Consider the following 17,348-nt stretch of genomic DNA (forward strand, 5'->3'; position numbering starts at 1 on the left):
CAATCACCTCAGATTTTAACAAAGATTAAAAGGCATCTCTACATGAAACAGTACTTAGATCTTATGAAATATGTATTAGAAAACGGACATGAAAAAAGTGACCGTACTGGAACTGGCACACTTTCTGTTTTTGGCCATCAGTCTCGTTACGATTTAAGTGAGGGCCTTCCTTTAGTGACGACAAAAAAGTGTCATATGCGTTCTATCATTCACGAGCTTTTGTGGTTCATTAAGGGTGAAACAAACATTCAATACTTAAAAGATAACAAGGTTTCCATTTGGGATGAATGGGCAGATGAATCAGGAGAATTGGGACCTGTTTACGGAGCTCAATGGAGAAGATGGAAAAATAGTGAAGGAGATATAATTGATCAGCTTGCTCAGTTAATTGACGGATTAAAAAATAATCCAAACTCTAGAAGGCATATTATTAATGCTTGGAACGTAGGGGAAATTGCTAAAATGGCCCTTCCTCCTTGTCATGCTTTTGCACAGTTTTATGTCAATCAAGGTAAATTGTCGTGCCAGCTTTATCAAAGATCAGCTGATATTTTTCTTGGAGTTCCTTTTAATATTGCTTCATATGCTTTATTTACCATGATGATCGCACAGACCACAGGTCTTATTCCTGGTGAATTTATTCACACATTGGGGGACGCTCACCTATATTCTAACCACCTTGATCAGGCCAGATTACAACTGGAAAGAAAACCATTTGCGTTACCAAAGATGAAAATAAATCCTGAAGTGAAATCAATTTTTGAATTTTCTTTCGAAGATTTTGAATTGGTTGACTATCACGCACATCCCCATATTAAAGCAAAAGTAGCTGTTTAATGATTATTTCGATGATTGTAGCAATGGGAAGTAATCGTCAAATAGGAAAAGACAATCAGCTTTTGTGGCATATTCCGGAAGATTTAAAAAATTTTAAAAAACTAACTATTGGCAAAACTATCGTTATGGGACGAAAAACGTATGAGTCTATTGGAAGGCCATTGCCGAATCGTGAAAATATTGTATTGAGTAGACAAGAAATCCCTTTGGGCGATGTGAAAATTTTGAGAAGTGTTGAGGAAGTTATTTCGTATGCAGAATCTGCTCAGATTCCTGAGCTAGTCATATGTGGAGGTGAAAATATTTATGCACAATTTTTACCTCGAATTCAAAGATTTTATTTAAGCAAAGTTATGTGGAATGGGGAAGCGGATGCCTTTTGTCCTCAAATTAATCTTGATCAATATAGTCTGACTTATTCTAGTAAACACCCACAAATAAATGCTCAAATTCCTGCATGGGAGTTTGAGCAATGGGACCTAAATTCCTAAATTATTTCAAACAGTTAAATTTATCCACTTTTTAAATACCGAAAAACTACATCATGTAGTTTTTTTTTAATATTCAATAAAATCCAACCGATATGAAATTGAAATATCATAAAAGGTGGGAGTCGTGGACGATTTAGATATGAGTATCACCCTTGATTTTATTTGCGAGGCAAAAGAACTTGCTCAGGGTGCAGAAGAAAGCATACTTGCTTTAGAAAGTTCTGAGGATAGAGAGACTCAATTAAGTGCTATTTTCAGAATGGCCCACAATATAAAGGGTTCAGGGCGTGCAGTTGGCTTCACAAGACTGGGAGATTTCGTACACCTTTATGAAGATGTTATTGGTGCTGTTCAACAAGGGAAAATTGAACTCAATCCAAATATCATAAATCTAATGCTTCAGAGTAATGATGTTATTATACAGTATCTAGATTATCTTATGGAGAATCCTGATGGGGGATTTGATACAAAAGAAATTGAAGGAAAATTATCTCAGGTATTAAATGGAGGAGAAGCTGCTGTTCCTGCTCAAAATGCTGCCACAGGAAGTGAAGAAGAAGTTACTCCAGCAATTCAAGAACTATCAGAAGAAGATAAAGCATTGCTTGCAGAGTTTCATGCATCTCTAGAAGGTGTTCCAGCTCCCAAAGAAGAGAAAAAAACTGAAGAAAAAAAAGAAGAACCTCCACTCAAGATTGTCCAAGCTTCGGAAAGTGAGAAGGTTGTACCGGTCCCAAAGAAGGAAACAGTTCAACAACCTCAAAATACTGGAGGGGGAACAGGTGATAATGGGGGAGGAAAAGGACAATCCCAAAAGAAAGCAAGTGATGATTTTTTAAGAATAAGATTAAGTAAATTAGATGCTATCATTGATTCTTTGGGAGAACTTTTAATTTATCAAAGTATGTTAAATGAAGCGCGTAGCGAGTTTACTGGCCCACGCTTTATGAAATTAAATAAAATCGTAGATGCCTTAAATGGAATAACAAAAGAGATGCAAGGAGTGACAATCACTCTCAGAATGCTTCCTTTGCAGAATGTTTTTTCTAAAATGAATCGTATAGTTCGAGAGCTTTCTAATGAGCAGAAAAAACGAATAAATTTTATTACTACTGGTGAGCATGTTGAGCTTGATAAAATTATAGTTGATTCTCTGGGAAATCCACTCACACATATGATTAGAAATGGTATTGATCATGGAATAGAAACTCCAAAAGAAAGGGCCGCAGTAGGGAAACCTGAGACAGCGACGTTAAATCTTGAAGCAAAAATTGAGGCCGGAGTTGTCAGAATTATAATTGAAGATGATGGAAGGGGACTGAATAAGGAGAAAATTCTTCAAAAAGCTATAGAAAAAAGAATGATTTCAGAACAAAGTGCCCAAAATCTAGAGGAACAAGATATTTACAGGTTTATTATGGAACCAGGTTTTTCAACACGTGACCAAGTTACAGATGTTTCTGGTCGTGGAGTTGGAATGGATGTTGTTAGAACAATCATTGAAGGCCTAAGTGGTTCTATTGAAATTCATTCTAGACAAGGTGAAGGCACTCGTTTTGTAATCACGTTACCACTATCACTTTCAATTATCGAGGCCATGCTAATTATGTCCCATGGGGAAAGATATATTATTCCTATTTCACAACTTACTGAGACTATTGAAATAGAACCTGATCATGTTGCATTTATTAATTCTAAAGCAATGGTCCTTAAAATTAGAGATGATGAAATTCCGCTTTTTCCATTGTCTGAGGTTATGAAGTGTAAGGTAGTTGATGGTGATGATTCAGATGCTAAAAAAATTGGGATTGTCACAATTGTTGATGGTATGAAATATGCCTTTTCTGTAGATAAAATTATTGGAACACAATCAGTTGTTGTGAAAGAAATGGGTCCTGAGTTTTCTGAGCTTAAAGGACTATCAGGGTCTGCAATTCTTGGAGATGGGCAACCTGGAGTTATTATCGATTTACCTGCTCTCATTAATCATAGAACACAGAGGGATGCAGCATGAGTGAAGCAATTAATATCGAAGAGTTAAATCAACAAGAAGAAAGTAAAAATGAAATAGCTCATCATCAAGAAATTGAATATCTGGATGAAGCACAAAGATTTTTAATTTTTAAAGTTGGCGTAAATTATTATGGGGCACCTCTGCTTTCAGTTCAAGAAGTAATGGAAGAACAAACAATTAAGCCAGTTCCATATGCACCAAGTTACTTTTTAGGAATAATGAATCTAAGAGGAAAAATTATATCAGTACTTGATTTGCGTTCTAAGTTTAGAATCCCACAGACTGAAAATGAAAAAAAAGTTAAATACATTATGATTTTGGACTTAGAAAACACATCTATAGGTGTAATGATTGATAAAATAGTTTCTGTTCAACATTTGTCGCCTAAGGAAATTTCACATCTTCCGTCTGTCGAAGCAAACATTCGTCCGGAATACATTATTGGGGCAACCAGAATTGATGATCGTCTCATTACTCTGGTACAATTATCGAAATTAATTGAAAAAGATGAAGTAGAAAGGTTTTTGAAGTAATGTTTATCCAAGAAAAACAAGCTATTGAAATAAAAAAACTTCTTACCTTGGCAACAGGTCAGGACTGTTCAGATATTTCAAATAAGAAAATGTTAAACATACTAGAAAAAAGATTGAAAGAACTCAAGTTTAACGACTTCAATAATTACTTAAAATATTTAAATCAAAATTCACTTAAAGAAATTTCACAACTTAAAGAAAATGTTGATATTGAAAAATATGCTTTTTTCGAATTTAAGTTCCATCATGATAAAATTTCTAAGGAAATTTCAGGAAATAACGTTTCAAATAAATTGCCTAAAGAACTTAATATTTTATCTATTGAATCAGGTAAAGGCGAATTTAGTTATTCAAATGTCTTGTTTTTTAAGAATCTTTTTGAAAAATTATATTCAAATTGCAAATTAAATTTTTATTCAATGTTCGCGGATGTTAAAGGACTTAATCATAGTCAAAACGGGGTTTACTTAACCGATTGCCTTATAAAACAAATTCCTTCGGAATACCATAAATATTTTAAAAAAGGTAAAGGTGAATTGTCCAAATATATAAAAATTCAAGATGAAATAAAAAAAATTGTTAGTTCTAAATGTGCAAGTTTCAAAGATAAAGTTTTACCTTATTATTCTGAAAAGTTTGATTATGTTTTAGTCGATTTAAATAGTTTGGAACTTCCAGGAGTTGATTCTCAAAGTATTTTAAAAAAATTAGAAATTGTGACGACTCCTGAATCTAAAGTCTTTATAGATCCAGATTTTAATATCAATCCATTTGGAAGCTCCTTTAATAAAAATAGTCCAGGATGTTTTGTAAGAACAAAAACAGAAGCAGAAAATGTTGCTACTTTTTCCTATAATAAAATTAGATTACTTATTGTAGATGACTCTAAAACAATTCATACATTACTTAACAAAGTTTTTGAGGATATAAAGGGATTCGACATAATTGGAAGTTGTTACGATGGAGAAGAAGCACTCAATTTTCTTTCAAAAAACTCGAGTGTAGATGTTATTTTGTCCGACATTAATATGCCAAAGATGGATGGACTTACCCTTCTAAAAAAACAAATGGCAAAATATAAAATACCTACTCTCATGTTAAGTGCTATATCAAAAGATGAAGGAAGCTATCTATTTGATGCTTTAGATGCTGGAGCAATTGATTACCTAGAAAAACCAAGTACGAGTGATTTGAGTGCAATTTCAAATAATCTTCTTGAAAAAATTAAAATTGCAAAAGACTCAAAGAATAAGAAAAATACAGTAAAAAACAAAGGTAAAGTTGTTAATTTTCAAAATATTGGTAGTCAGGATAAAACAATTATTCTCATTGGCTCTTCAACCGGAGGGCCACAAGCGTTACTTGGACTTTTCAAGGCTCTACCAAATAATTTACCTCCCATTCTTGTATCCCAACATATGCCTAAAGAGTTTGTTGCTCATTTTTGTAAAAGGTTAACTGAGCAAACTGAATTTCAAGTAAGCCTTGGATCTCGTAATGATAAGCTATTGCCAGGACATATTTACTTTTCGGAAGGCGATAAGCATATGAAACTAGTTAATAAGGGAAATATGTTAGGAATTGATTATGATAACTCTGGCACTTACAAGGGACCAACTTCAGTTGATTGCCTTTTTCATTCTGCAGCAAAATATGCAAATGAGTATGATTTCATTAGTATTATCTTAACAGGAATGGGAAAAGACGGTGCGGAAGGAATGAAAAAACTCCATGATCAAGGTGTTTATACAATAGCTCAAGATGAAAAAAGTAGTGTAGTGTGGGGAATGGCCGGAACAGCAGTCAGTTATGGTGCTGCTGATGTCGTTTTAGATATAGATGATATTCCTCAAGAAATTGTAAATCATCTCAATAAAAAAATTCAAAAGTCAGCTTAATTATTTTTCTTTCCTTTTATATCTTTAACGTGATCTTCCAGAATCCAAGTTTTCTGCAATGCTCTTAACGTTATTGTGAGCTCCTGAATTGCTTTCATGAGTTGTTTACTAAACCCTGGGTTATCTGCTAATTCTTTAGAAAATAACTGAAGATTATCTAATAATTGATTTACCAACTCACCTCGTTTAGATATTGGATTAAATACGCCATCTACACTAGTAAAAACTTTGTTTCCAGATTCAAAAAAATCAGGAATATATGAACTTTTTTTAGATAAGGATACTGTAATTTTTTTTAAATCACTAATCATACCATTTAAATTTTTAAATAATGGAAGTACATTTGAGTATAGGTCTTTTAAATCTTTTTCATTCATTTCTGTTAGCAATAGCCTCATCGCTTCAGAAAGTTTACCAATTCCATCTCCTAAATTTGCCAGTTTCCCAAATATATTAGACATATTCTTACCTGTTAGAAGGTCAGTTATGCTCAGTCCATCTTCTCCTAATATCATTCCCATATTTGGAATTTTTTCACTTTCAATTGAACCAGGTACTATATCTATTCTTTTTTCACCTACGACAAATGATCTATATGCCCTTGCAATTGAATCTTTAGTAAGTTTATCTTGCATGCTACTAAGAACAGAAAATTTTACTTTTATTGAATTGTCCCGATCTACATAAATATCTTTAACTGTACCGACTCTTAAACCTGAGATTGAAACCATGGAACCAATCCGTAGCCCGTCTGCATCGTTTAATTTTGTAAAATAAGTATTTTTTTTGTAAAACCAAAGATTTCGTTTTCCAATTTGATAAATACTAGCGCCTAAAAAAATACTTACCCCCATAAGTGCTAGGAGTGACTTCTTCTCAAATGGATTTAATTTCATATTTGACCTTCCATTAACGATTTGAACTGTAGTGATGTGCTATACCAGGGGTTATCTTTTAAATTTTCCTCGTTATTTTCTAGCTTCATGTTTGATTTTGGATCAATAAACCAATCACAGATTGATAGACCAAACGGATAATCATTTGTACCAATTAGTATTCCAGAACCTTTTATTTTCTGTATTTTTATCCAGTTCAATATCTCTGGAAGTTCAATTGTGGAAAACAAAGAAGATGGATCATCTAATAATAAAATATCTGGGGAGAGAACAACTGATCTGGCCAGAAGCGTTCTTTTCACAATTGTCCAACTCACAAGATGTGGTCTTCTATTCCACAATTCTTCTGGAACATTGATTTCTTTTAGCGCCTTCTGTGCAAAATAAAAATCCTTCGCTCTTCCGTTATAGTAACCATGAAATTTTGCAGGCAAATCAACATTTTCTAATATTGTAAGATTTGATAACAGACCTTTATCTCGAAAAGCAAAGCCTATATGCTTTCTCCATCTAATTTGTCCCTTTAAAAGAGAAGGATCAACAAATAGCTCCTTGCCTAAAATTTTAATCGATCCACCTTGAATTTCTCCATTTCCAAGTATTAATCTTAAAAGCTGGCTTGGACGTTTCCCACCTAAAATAAGACCTATTTCATTTCTGTTAAGTTCAAAACTTAAAGATTCTTCTCTGTGAACAACATTATCGATGAGCTCGGTACTGCCTTTGAGATTTATAATTTCTAAAACAATATTACTGTCTATCAAAGTCCTACTCCATTAATGAAATAAAAACATGCACTTAAAGTAATTTGAAAACTTACTGTAAAAAAAAGTGAGTCTACAACGGCCTTATTCGTTACAATTGGAACCTCAAATGGGGCCTTATTGAGTGACATTCCTCTTGTGTAGGCAATGTGAATCACAATGCCACCAGTGATTGAAGATTTAAAAAAGAAAAACAAAAGATCACCTGGACGCAGAGAATCTGTCACATTTCCAATGAAATGAGAAATTGGAACGTAAGATGACCAGTTTGCTCCATACCAACCACCGATTAAACAAAAACCCCAAAATACAATCGACATACATGAAAGAGAAATGATACCTGAAAATACTCTAGGTGGAATGAGAAATTTTTTAGTATCTATTCCCATTATTTCTAATGCCTGGATTTCTTGTTGAACTTTCATCGTGGCCATTTCCGATGCTACTGCAGTTACACTTCTTGCTATTAAAATAAGTGACGTTCCAAGAGGAGTAATTTCACGAAAAAGAATTGAAACTAAAAAACTTCCAAGTTCATCATTTTTCCCAAGTGGTGATAGGTTTTCTTGAAAAGATGATGCCAGACCAACAACACTCCCGAGAATAAGAAGTAGGGGAATACTTTGTACAAATGTAAAATATATTTGCATGAGTAGTAGGTGAAAAAATTGTTCAATTTCACCTTCTTCTAATATAGTTCCTAGAATACTTTCTTTGATTTTTCTAATCATTAAATATGATTATCTCAAAAACTGACCGAGTAAACCATTACGATACTTTTTTCCGTTGAAATCTATCGAAATAGTCAGATAATAAGGGTCTTAGTTTGTTCATCCGAATTGGTTTTTGAATATAATCAGTCATTCCTGCGTTCAAACATTCTTTTATCTCAATATCAAGGACATTTGCAGTTAAGGCAATTATTTTGTCTTTGTAATTTTGTCTGGCCGAGAGTAACTTTTTAGTTGCGGTTATACCGTCCATCTCTGGCATATGAACATCCATAAGAATCAAGTCGTAATCTTTATTAAGGGCCATTTGAAGACCTTCGTTCCCATCATGAGCAATATCTATTTCATTATTCATTTTTTGAAATAACGAATGAATTAATATTTGATTTGTGGAATTATCCTCGCATACAAGAATATTATACTTTGAAAGATCTAGTTTTTTATCTTTTGTTTTAATTTTAGGTGAGCTTAAGGGCGTTCCAATAGCTGGTTTAAATTTTGTAGTAAAGCTAAATACTGACCCGATATTTTTCTCAGATGTTACTTGAAGTGATCCTCCCATAATATTAATTAGCTTTACACTAATTGAAAGACCTAACCCTGTTCCTCCAAATTGTTTTTGAACTTTTGAATTGGCCTGACCGAATTCGTCAAATATTCTAGAAATTTCAATGTCGGTCATTCCTATTCCAGTATCTTTTATTTCAAAATAGAGTGTATTTATATCAGTATCAAGACTGACTTTTAATCTTACCTCACCTTGTTCAGTAAACTTGATCGCATTTCCAAGAATATTTATAACAATTTGTCTTAGTCTTCCTTTATCAATATGTATTTCGAGATCTCTATCAAAATGACATTCAAGATCAAGTCCAATATTTTTTTGTTGGGCCATACTTTGAAACATATACATTATATTTTCCAAATATGGCCTTAGCTTTAGGTCTTCTTCAAAAAGTTCTAATTTCTTTGCTTCTAATTTTGAAAAATCAAGAATATCATTTACAATTGCGAGCAGGCCTTCACTGCAATCAATCATTGTATTTACTATCTTATTTTGTTCCTCTGTTAGTTTTGTATCAAATAAAAGATCAACCATACCAATTATTCCATTAAGGGGCGTTCTGATCTCGTGTGACATATTGGCCAGAAATTTTGACTTGAGCTCAGTTGCTTTTATTGCATCTTCTCGAGATTTAATAATTACTTTTTCTTGTCTTTTTTCTTTTGTGATGTCTAGATTGACACCCAATACACGATAGGCCTTGTCATTGTCATCTCTAAAAACTTTTGCAATATTTTTGATATATTTAAAATTTCCGTCATTATTCTTAATTCTTAGTTCACTCTCTATTCGGTCACCTCTTATAATGGCCTCATGAAGTTCATCTTCAAATTTTTCTCTATCTTCATCACATATAAGTCTATACCAAGCACCTATACCTTCTTCCATATTCAAATTATCAATATTGTACATTGATAACATGTTTTCATCCCAAATAAGTGTGTTTGATAAGATATCAAGATCCCAAATTCCAATATTTGCCGATTGTGCCGCTAAGTTTAATCTTTCTTCACTGTGAGCGAGTTCTATTTCAGCTCGTTTACGTCCATCAATGTCTTGAAATGTTCCATAAAGTTTTTGAATTTCTTCATCATCTCTATCAACTTCACAAATGACTTTTATCCACTTAACTGTCATTTCATTAGTAATTATTTGAAATTCACCTTCGAAATTTTTCCCATGTTGAATGGCCTCATCGAATAATTCAGAAATATCATTTGATTCAATCTTTATAAAAAAACTTATAATTTTATTCAAATTAATTTGCTGATTTCTATTCATCTGAAAAATTTCATTATTAAATTCCGTCCATTTAAATTCTTTTTCAGAAATCAGATATTCCCATGATCCAATTTTGGCGGCCTTTTGTGTTCTTTGTAAAAAGAGCTCATTTTTTAAATTTTTTGTAATATCTGTCGTTGTTGCAAAAACTTTTCGCCCGGTTTGTGGATTGTTTTCGATAATTGTTCCTCTCGTTAGAGCATAAATCCATCGGCCAGAGAAGTGTTTCAATCTGTGACTACTTTCAAAATATTTATCATGTCCATTTATATGTTTGTTTATATCTTTTTTAAATTTTTCGATATCTTGAGGATGAACTCTAGAAATAATATCTTCAAGTGTTCCTAGTTGTGATTGACTGTTTTCTCCAACAAGTTTAAGCCATTCCTTGTTGAGAATGACTTCTCCTGATTCAACATTCCACTCCCATGTTCCAACATTTGTGCCGATAAGGGCCATTTTGAATTTTTGGCCTTGAAAACGGATTTGATCTTCAAATATTTTTTTTAAGGTAATGTCGCTACCAATAAAGACCAGAATTTTTTTACCCTCATAATTTAATAATGAAATTTTTAAATCTATCCAAAATGGTGTGCCTTGTTTAGAGATTTGCTGTAGTTCCCCCTTCCAAATATCGTTGTTTTCTACGGTATCCCAAATTTGCTTTTTATAATTTCTGTCATGAATTGGAGAGGTCAAAGTTTTTATATCAAGTCCAAGAAGTTCATCTGCGCTATAACCAGAGATACTGCGATATCTTTCATTACAATAAATGATGATTCCTGTTTGATCAGTTATACAGGCCAGACTCATTTTCTCCATCAAATTTTTAGTAATGTTTTCAAAAGTATCCATTGTTCATGGATCGGTAAAATTTAATGAAAAGTTAAATAACTTGTAACTGAGCAACCAGGTCGGATATAATCTTTTTTATTTCCAAGATTCTCGATTTTATTTCTTCATCTGAGAGTTCATTATAACTATATTCCACTGACTCTATTAGTCCGATTATCTCTTCATCTGGATAAAAGATTGAAGTGCTTCCGCGTAATGAATGTAATTCTTTAGCCATTTGTTCCATTTCAGCAGAAATAAATGACTTATCAATCATATTTAGAAGTTGAAGCGATTTAATACTAAAATCCTTAATGAGTTTATCTAGTATATCTCTATCTTCCTCGTAATCTTCTAAAAGAAGATCCTTATCAAACTTATGCAAGGTCATTGTTTCCTTATTTTTTTTTTACCCTTCAGTGCCATTTTATTTTATAATGAATTTAGTTTTAAAAATAGGGGAACATTATGACTAAATTTGTTGTAAGAGTTGACATTGACCTCGAAGATTTGATTCCGGGTTTTTTAGAAAATCGTAGAAAAGATATCGAGACTTTTCAAAAACAATTATCTGAAAATGACGTTGATGGAATCAAAGCACTTGCACATAAAATTGCTGGAAATGCAGGTGGGTATGGCTTTGACGGTTTAGGAGAAATGGGTGCTAAGATTGAAAATTTAGCAAAAAATGGAGATATTTCCAACGTACCTTCAATAATTGAGGAAATGCAAGATTATTTAGATAATGTAGAAGTTGAATTTGAAGAGATAGACTGATGCCTAAAAAAGTATTAATTATAGATACAGACCAGAGTTCGCTATCAGTAGCAAGAAGAATCCTAGAAAATTCTGGACATGATTTATATACAATTGATGAATTAAACAATGCTGTAGCAGGAATGGAACGAATATTACCACATCTTGTTATTCTCGGTTTGGCCAATAATCCACAGTTTGCTATAGATATTTTAAAAATGCGTACAGAAAGTAAAGTTCTTGAAAAATTGCAGTTTCTCGTTTTTTGCGGACAAAAAAATGAGAAAGAAAAGAAGATTGCTCTTGGATTAGGAGCTGTTGATTATCTTGAATATCCAATTAAAGCACAAAATTTAGTTGTGAAAGTAAAACGTTACCTCGATAATTTTGAGTTTCCAGCATATATTCCATCTCAAGATGAAAAAAAAATCGAATTGCGTATGAAAGGAGATATTGAAAAAATAAGTGAGGTATCATTGATTTTACAATGTCAGGCAAAATTTGATGGTAAAAAACAAGTCGAAATATTCTCGAATTTTCTCAGATCAATTGGAGCAGAACATTGTCAATATAAAACGTATGGCAAAAGTTCATTTGTCGACAAGGGTGTTTATAACGTAGAATTTATAATAGTAGGTGCAGATAATAATGTAACAACAAATATACGAAAAGTATCAAGAGATAAAATGAGATGATTAAAGGACGAAGAAACTATACATTGTTAAATATTGATGATGATGATGAATTCAATGTACTTCTAAAAAGAATTCTCAAAAATTTAAATTTAAAAGTAGTTTCCACTACTGACCCAAAGGATTTCATTGAAAAATTAAAAACTGAAGAACCTGATATTTGTCTCATTGATCTTAATCTAGGATCTTCTTTTGGAGCTGGATTTCAGCTTATCAAGGCACTGAGAAAAGTCAAAGGTCCTGAGATTCCTCTGCTTGTGATGTCTAAAAGAGCATCTAAAGAAGATATCGTAGCTGCTCTAGATGCAGGGGCAAATGATTATCTTACAAAACCAATTGATCGCATTTTGCTTTTTAATAAAATAAATGAATATATTCGTTTATATGGGGAAGTTGTAGATAGTCTGCCTTTTTATACTGTTGCAAAAGATAAAAAAAGAGCTGAATTTAGCTTTGATTTAGAAATTGTAAATATGACCGAAAACGGTCTAACAATATGTGGTACTGTTTATATTTCACAAGGTACTCACATAATGATAAAAAACTCTTTACTTGCGAAATTAACTGCAAGTGAGGAATCACTTGTGACTGTACAGAAATCATGGATTGTTCGCTCTGAAGATGGAATGAATGATCTTTATTATGCTTTTTTAGAATTTGGACAAGAAGATTTTGAATTAAGAGATGCTGCTAAAGCGTGGATTGTTGAATATGCACAAACTGTTTCAGCAGAAGAAAATAAGTTACCAAAAGGTGATGAAAATATTGAAGATGAGCTGGTCTAAAATTTCACATTACGATTTTTTTAATCTCTTCAACTAATTTTTTCGGACGAAATGGTTTGTTTATAATCCCAACAGCTCCAAGTGATAAAAGAGCCTCAATTTCATTACCTCTACTTTTTGCAGTCATGAATATTACAGGTATGTTTTTGGTTGAAGGATTATTTTTCAATTCTATAATAACTTCTTCTCCACTTTTATGAGGCATGACTGAATCAAGTAAAATAAGATCTGGCTTATTTTTTTTAATAAAATCAAGTGAACTTAAACTGTCTGAATGTGTCGAAAGTTCTATTCCACTACCTTTAAGACCCATGTTCGCCAACTTATGAAAATCCAAATCATCGTCTATATAACAGATTTTTTCTAGTTTAGTTAATTTAATTTTATTAATTGAAGGACTAATTACTTCGCTTTCATTAGATTGAGTTTCTTGCTCCTGTGTGACTCTTCTCAGTAAATCTTCGAGATTTTTTCTAATATTAATGTCCTTAACTAAATGATATTGATATGGTGGCGTTTTATGTCCTACATTAGAAGATAAGAGGATGGTAGGAATTTTTTTATGCAAATCTTCATTTGCAATTCTTGCAACAACATCTCCATTCAAACCAACTAAAGTTTTTGATGTTACTATAATATCAAAATCTTCTTCCATAATTCGACCTAAAGCTTTGTATCCATCAGTGTAAAATGTTCCTTTAAAACCTAGATTTTTTAAAACTTCTTTCAAAACAGTATTGATGCTTTTTGAAGATTCAATAACAAGTGCCTTATATCCCATCGGAGAGGCGAGATAATTAATCTTTTTAAGTTCTTCATTTAAACTTTCTTCCACTAAAGTTCCATGCAAAAAGCCATTGATATATTCTCTTACTAGATCAATATAGGACCACAGATAATTTTTCTCGCCAATTTCTATATGTTTTTGAAAATTATGTTCAATATAATCTTCCATCATATGAAACATATTAGAAAGTAATCGAAACTCAAAAGAACCTGAACTACCTTTAGCACTATGAAGAACACGATTTATTTCTTTAAGCTTTTCAGGATCTCTATCACCCTCGTATTCTCCAATCATACCCTCAATATCATCCAAAGTGTCCCTAAGCTCTTGAATATAATCTAATCTAAATTCTTCAAAATCTTGATCGAAATTTCTCTGATTCATAGTATTTCCTAATTTTTCAATACAAAATTATCGGAATTTTTTTAATATTATTAAATTTGTTAATAGAATTCAGAAATGTAGTATTTTTCTACAGAAATACTTATGTCTAGTATTGTAAAAGATCTCTTTCGTAATAATGATTTAATTTTTCTCTTGCAAAAATGGCCAGTTCTTCAATATCCATATTTTTATAGTCCTCAGGCGAAATTGCATCTAGTACAGTTATAGTCACCTTACCAGGAGAACATTTATTTAAATTGATATTTTTATAATTGGAAACATAAATTGGAACAAGAGTGGCTTCCAATTCTTTGGCCAACTTGAAAGCTCCTTTTTTGAAAGGTAGCAACGTTTCTGAATGATTTCTCGTTCCTTCTGGCATAATCCAAATTGAAATTTTTTCTTTGAGCATTTTACTACGAATTACTGCTAATTGTTCATATGCCTTTTTTTTGTTTTTACGATCTATTATGAAATTTCCGGCCAATACAAATAACTGACCAAATATGGGTATCATTGCTAATGATTTTTTACCAATGGCGACAATTTTGGGGCCTACGATTGAACCTATAGAAAAAATATCAAAGTTTTCCTGATGATTGGAGTAAAAGATTGTTGGACTATCAACGAGTAGCCTTTCTTTATTAATAATTTCTACTTTTACATTTGTTAAAAATAATCCTATTTTGCCCATTATTTTTGCAATATAGTAAGTATTATTTGGATTAAATGGCCTGAATAAACAAAAAAATACTCCGACTATACTTGATAGTCCTATATGAATCATGATGAGAAGTCTTCTTATCAAGTGTAACATTGTTATACATTAACTTCAGCTGTGTATTTCGCAAAGTCTTTTTCTTTCTTGGCACGCAAATAATGATTGTCAATATAAGTTTGTGTTACTTTTGCGTCTTTATGATTCAAATAATCTCTTACTTCTAATAAATCCTTTGATTTCTCATATAATCTAGTTGCACATGCTTTACGAAAGCTGTGGGGAGTAAGGTCTGCAGAAAGTCCATATTTTTTAAAAAGTGCCATAACTCGATTGTGCAGAGATCTTTTAGTAAGTTTCTTGCCCTTTGAGTTCAAAAATAAAGGCCCTTCATCTATTTCAGTATGAAGTGAATATCTCTCTAACATGGTGAAAATGATATTGGCCATTTGTGGCCTAAAAATATGCAAAGAGCCACCTTTTCTTTTAACTGAGATGACCTTCTTTTCAGTATCAAAATCATCAATATTCAAATTGGCCAACTCTTCAAGTCTAAGACCTGCATAATAAAGTAGATAAATCATTAGACGATCATGACCTCGATAAACTTTATCATCAAGGATTTGCCAATCTTCTTCAGTTAATAGTTTTGTGTGTTTAATATCAATATCTTTCAATTTAATATTATGAAGTTTTGGTCTTACAGGATTAATATGAAAGTCTTTATTTTCTTCTTCATATTTTTGTTTCAGATATTCATAGAAATTTTTAATTGTTGATAAGTGTCTTTTTCGAGACGAAATTGATAAAGGTACCTGGATGAATAATAGTTGCTGAATTTGCTTTGCTCTATTTACATTAAATAATTTTGCAACAAAATAGACAATCTTGCGGGCCAATCGTTGTGTTTTGGTAATTGATCCACCTTTTGCAAGAAAATCCATGTAATCAATAATAACCTGCCCGTTAGCTTTGCTTATCGGCCCATGAAATTTCGATTCATACCAATGCAAAAATCTAATACAATCTGAGTGATAGTTGATTTTCGTGTGAATTGACTTATTTGTAGATACGCAGTGGTAAACAAATTCGTTTAACCACTTTGAATTTTCTTTGATTTCGAGTTGTATTTGGTTTAAAGACATATATACATAATATATCAATTTACTTTTTTAATAAAGGCCGTTGATAAAAAAAATTGTTAATTTTTAGCTAATCGTAGAATCTTAAATTTTTATTTGTGAGAAAATATTATTTTTAATCTCAATTGTTTTTAAAGGTTTTACAATGTAGTTATTAACGTTGGGAAACTCAAATGCTCTTGAAATATCTTTTGCATGAACACTTGATGAATAAATTGTAACATTATCATTTTCTTGAAGTGGTGCATGTTGCAAAAATTCAAATCCATTAACTCTTGGCATATTCAAATCTAACATTATCAGATTCTTTGAACCTGAATACTTCTTTAGCAATTCGATTCCAGTATCACCATCATCAGCGAAATGAATTTTGCTTTCAAGCCCCAGTTTTACGGCCAGAGATTGAAAAAGTTTATGAATAGATTCTGAATCGTCTATAACAAGTAGGTTGTCATAAAACTTTTTCCTAATTTTATCCTTTCTACTACAAACTATCTTATTTTTTTCAATAAGTAATTGCTCTATATCATCAAGAAGGTGTTTAAATTCTCTAAATTCACTATGACTTTTTAAATTTTTTGAAGTTTTTGCGAGAGCAATTAAACTTGTTAAAGGCCCTTTTAATTCATGCTCTAAAAAGTAATCAAGACGACTATCGACTTCAACTTCATGTATCAGTTCCAATAGTCCATTTTTTTTAGAAATAGCCTCCGAGTAATCAGATATGAAAACGACAACTGATTCTTCTCCTCTAAATTCCCAAGGGTTTAAATTGATTCTAATTTTTATTATTTCACCATCTTTTTTGAGGCCAGAGACAGTTCTTGTGCCCATGCTGAGGTATTGCTTGTTTTCCATAAAATTTTGGACTAACTGTTTATGATATTGACGTTTTTCATATTCAATTAAAGTCTCAACATTCTGGCCAATTAATTCATTATTCTCGTAACCAAAAAGCCTTGAAAGTTCAGGGTTTGCGAAAGTTATCGTGGCATCATTATCAGTGATGAGAATAGGCTGTCGCACATTCTTGAAAAAATCTTCAACCTTTGTTATTCCCATAATTCATCCTAAAAGATATGTTAGTATGTCTAAGTTTATTGCTACATTACAGAATCTGTCAATCCATCTATCTTAGATATACTCAAAGTAAACTATAACAAACTTATTTTGAGTAAGTTTGAAAATACACCTTACTGAAAAAGAAAACAAACGTTTTTAAATATATAGGAATTACTAG

At 32.0% G+C, this 17,348-nt stretch carries 17 protein-coding genes; 8 read left to right on the plus strand and 9 right to left on the minus strand.

Annotated elements, in window-relative coordinates:
* The first annotated feature begins 42 nt into the window (after positions 1–42).
* From H6622_13720 to cheB, 5 genes are all read left to right on the plus strand, one after another.
* A complete protein-coding gene (locus H6622_13720; protein ID MCB9062576.1) occupies positions 43–837 on the plus strand; it encodes a thymidylate synthase in 795 nt (264 codons plus the stop codon).
* Positions 837–1,328 (plus strand): dihydrofolate reductase, encoded by a 492-nt coding sequence (locus tag H6622_13725; protein MCB9062577.1) that lies wholly within the window; start codon positions 837–839, stop codon positions 1,326–1,328. The genes H6622_13720 and H6622_13725 overlap by 1 nt, the downstream gene beginning before the upstream one ends.
* A 124-nt stretch (positions 1,329–1,452) precedes the next feature.
* Positions 1,453–3,342, plus strand: a complete 1,890-nt coding sequence (locus H6622_13730; GenBank protein MCB9062578.1) for a chemotaxis protein CheA — start codon at positions 1,453–1,455, stop codon at positions 3,340–3,342.
* A complete protein-coding gene (locus tag H6622_13735) occupies positions 3,339–3,875 on the plus strand; it encodes a purine-binding chemotaxis protein CheW (protein MCB9062579.1) in 537 nt (178 codons plus the stop codon). Before H6622_13730 ends, H6622_13735 begins: the two co-directional genes overlap by 4 nt.
* Positions 3,875–5,773: a chemotaxis-specific protein-glutamate methyltransferase CheB gene (gene cheB / locus H6622_13740; GenBank protein MCB9062580.1), complete on the plus strand. Its 1,899-nt coding sequence runs from the start codon at positions 3,875–3,877 to the stop codon at positions 5,771–5,773. Before H6622_13735 ends, cheB begins: the two co-directional genes overlap by 1 nt.
* Here cheB and H6622_13745 read toward each other — a convergent pair.
* Genes H6622_13745 through H6622_13765 form a run of 5 tightly spaced genes read right to left on the minus strand, consistent with a single transcriptional unit; the run spans position 5,770 to position 11,229 of the window.
* Complete coding sequence (locus tag H6622_13745) at positions 5,770–6,669, minus strand: MCE family protein (protein ID MCB9062581.1); 900 nt, start codon at positions 6,667–6,669, stop codon at positions 5,770–5,772. The genes cheB and H6622_13745 overlap by 4 nt on opposite strands.
* Complete coding sequence (locus H6622_13750; GenBank protein ID MCB9062582.1) at positions 6,666–7,433, minus strand: ATP-binding cassette domain-containing protein; 768 nt, start codon at positions 7,431–7,433, stop codon at positions 6,666–6,668. Before H6622_13750 ends, H6622_13745 begins: the two co-directional genes overlap by 4 nt.
* Entirely contained in the window at positions 7,430–8,164 is a 735-nt protein-coding gene (locus tag H6622_13755; protein MCB9062583.1) for an ABC transporter permease, read from the minus strand. The genes H6622_13750 and H6622_13755 overlap by 4 nt, the downstream gene beginning before the upstream one ends.
* 37 nt (positions 8,165–8,201) lie before the next feature.
* Positions 8,202–10,865, minus strand: coding sequence for a PAS domain-containing protein (locus H6622_13760; GenBank protein ID MCB9062584.1), 2,664 nt, complete (start codon positions 10,863–10,865; stop codon positions 8,202–8,204).
* A gap of 31 nt (positions 10,866–10,896) precedes the next feature.
* Positions 10,897–11,229, minus strand: a complete 333-nt coding sequence (locus H6622_13765; GenBank protein ID MCB9062585.1) for a hypothetical protein — start codon at positions 11,227–11,229, stop codon at positions 10,897–10,899.
* Between the two features lie 83 nt (positions 11,230–11,312).
* On the opposite strand from H6622_13765, the gene H6622_13770 reads away from it, so the two are divergent.
* From H6622_13770 to H6622_13780, 3 genes are read left to right on the plus strand one after another with little or no spacing between them, the layout of a single operon-like run.
* On the plus strand, positions 11,313–11,621 hold the full coding sequence (locus H6622_13770; protein ID MCB9062586.1) for an Hpt domain-containing protein: 309 nt from the start codon (positions 11,313–11,315) through the stop codon (positions 11,619–11,621).
* Positions 11,621–12,295 (plus strand): hypothetical protein, encoded by a 675-nt coding sequence (locus H6622_13775; protein ID MCB9062587.1) that lies wholly within the window; start codon positions 11,621–11,623, stop codon positions 12,293–12,295. The genes H6622_13770 and H6622_13775 overlap by 1 nt, the downstream gene beginning before the upstream one ends.
* Positions 12,292–13,077 carry a response regulator gene (locus H6622_13780; GenBank protein MCB9062588.1) on the plus strand — a complete coding sequence of 262 codons (786 nt, stop codon included), beginning with the start codon at positions 12,292–12,294 and terminating at the stop codon, positions 13,075–13,077. Before H6622_13775 ends, H6622_13780 begins: the two co-directional genes overlap by 4 nt.
* A 4-nt stretch (positions 13,078–13,081) precedes the next feature.
* Here the strand turns inward: H6622_13780 and H6622_13785 are convergent, their stop codons facing one another.
* The 4 genes from H6622_13785 to H6622_13800 form a co-directional block, all read right to left on the minus strand.
* Positions 13,082–14,248 (minus strand): response regulator, encoded by a 1,167-nt coding sequence (locus tag H6622_13785; protein MCB9062589.1) that lies wholly within the window; start codon positions 14,246–14,248, stop codon positions 13,082–13,084.
* A 106-nt stretch (positions 14,249–14,354) separates the two neighbouring features.
* Positions 14,355–15,065 carry a 1-acylglycerol-3-phosphate O-acyltransferase gene (locus H6622_13790; GenBank protein ID MCB9062590.1) on the minus strand — a complete coding sequence of 237 codons (711 nt, stop codon included), beginning with the start codon at positions 15,063–15,065 and terminating at the stop codon, positions 14,355–14,357.
* 2 nt (positions 15,066–15,067) lie between these two features.
* Entirely contained in the window at positions 15,068–16,111 is a 1,044-nt protein-coding gene (locus H6622_13795; protein ID MCB9062591.1) for a tyrosine-type recombinase/integrase, read from the minus strand.
* Between the two features lie 81 nt (positions 16,112–16,192).
* Positions 16,193–17,170 (minus strand): PAS domain S-box protein, encoded by a 978-nt coding sequence (locus H6622_13800; protein MCB9062592.1) that lies wholly within the window; start codon positions 17,168–17,170, stop codon positions 16,193–16,195.
* Between the last annotated feature and the right edge of the window lie 178 nt (positions 17,171–17,348).

The organism is Halobacteriovoraceae bacterium (assembly GCA_020635115.1).
In the GTDB taxonomy this organism is placed as follows: domain Bacteria; phylum Bdellovibrionota; class Bacteriovoracia; order Bacteriovoracales; family Bacteriovoracaceae; genus JACKAK01.

Excerpts from the sequence above, each read along its gene's own strand:
- H6622_13720 (MCB9062576.1), top strand. The coding sequence starts at position 43 with ATGAAACAGTACTTAGATCTTATGAAATATGTATTAGAAAACGGACAT.
- H6622_13725 (MCB9062577.1), top strand. The coding sequence starts at position 837 with ATGATTATTTCGATGATTGTAGCAATGGGAAGTAATCGTCAAATAGGA.
- H6622_13735 (MCB9062579.1), top strand. The coding sequence starts at position 3,339 with ATGAGTGAAGCAATTAATATCGAAGAGTTAAATCAACAAGAAGAAAGT.
- cheB (MCB9062580.1), top strand. The coding sequence starts at position 3,875 with ATGTTTATCCAAGAAAAACAAGCTATTGAAATAAAAAAACTTCTTACC.
- H6622_13745 (MCB9062581.1), bottom strand. The coding sequence starts at position 6,669 with ATGAAATTAAATCCATTTGAGAAGAAGTCACTCCTAGCACTTATGGGG.
- H6622_13755 (MCB9062583.1), bottom strand. The coding sequence starts at position 8,164 with ATGATTAGAAAAATCAAAGAAAGTATTCTAGGAACTATATTAGAAGAA.
- H6622_13760 (MCB9062584.1), bottom strand. The coding sequence starts at position 10,865 with ATGGATACTTTTGAAAACATTACTAAAAATTTGATGGAGAAAATGAGT.
- H6622_13770 (MCB9062586.1), top strand. The coding sequence starts at position 11,313 with ATGACTAAATTTGTTGTAAGAGTTGACATTGACCTCGAAGATTTGATT.
- H6622_13775 (MCB9062587.1), top strand. The coding sequence starts at position 11,621 with ATGCCTAAAAAAGTATTAATTATAGATACAGACCAGAGTTCGCTATCA.
- H6622_13780 (MCB9062588.1), top strand. The coding sequence starts at position 12,292 with ATGATTAAAGGACGAAGAAACTATACATTGTTAAATATTGATGATGAT.
- H6622_13785 (MCB9062589.1), bottom strand. The coding sequence starts at position 14,248 with ATGAATCAGAGAAATTTCGATCAAGATTTTGAAGAATTTAGATTAGAT.
- H6622_13790 (MCB9062590.1), bottom strand. The coding sequence starts at position 15,065 with ATGTTACACTTGATAAGAAGACTTCTCATCATGATTCATATAGGACTA.
- H6622_13795 (MCB9062591.1), bottom strand. The coding sequence starts at position 16,111 with ATGTCTTTAAACCAAATACAACTCGAAATCAAAGAAAATTCAAAGTGG.
- H6622_13800 (MCB9062592.1), bottom strand. The coding sequence starts at position 17,170 with ATGGGAATAACAAAGGTTGAAGATTTTTTCAAGAATGTGCGACAGCCT.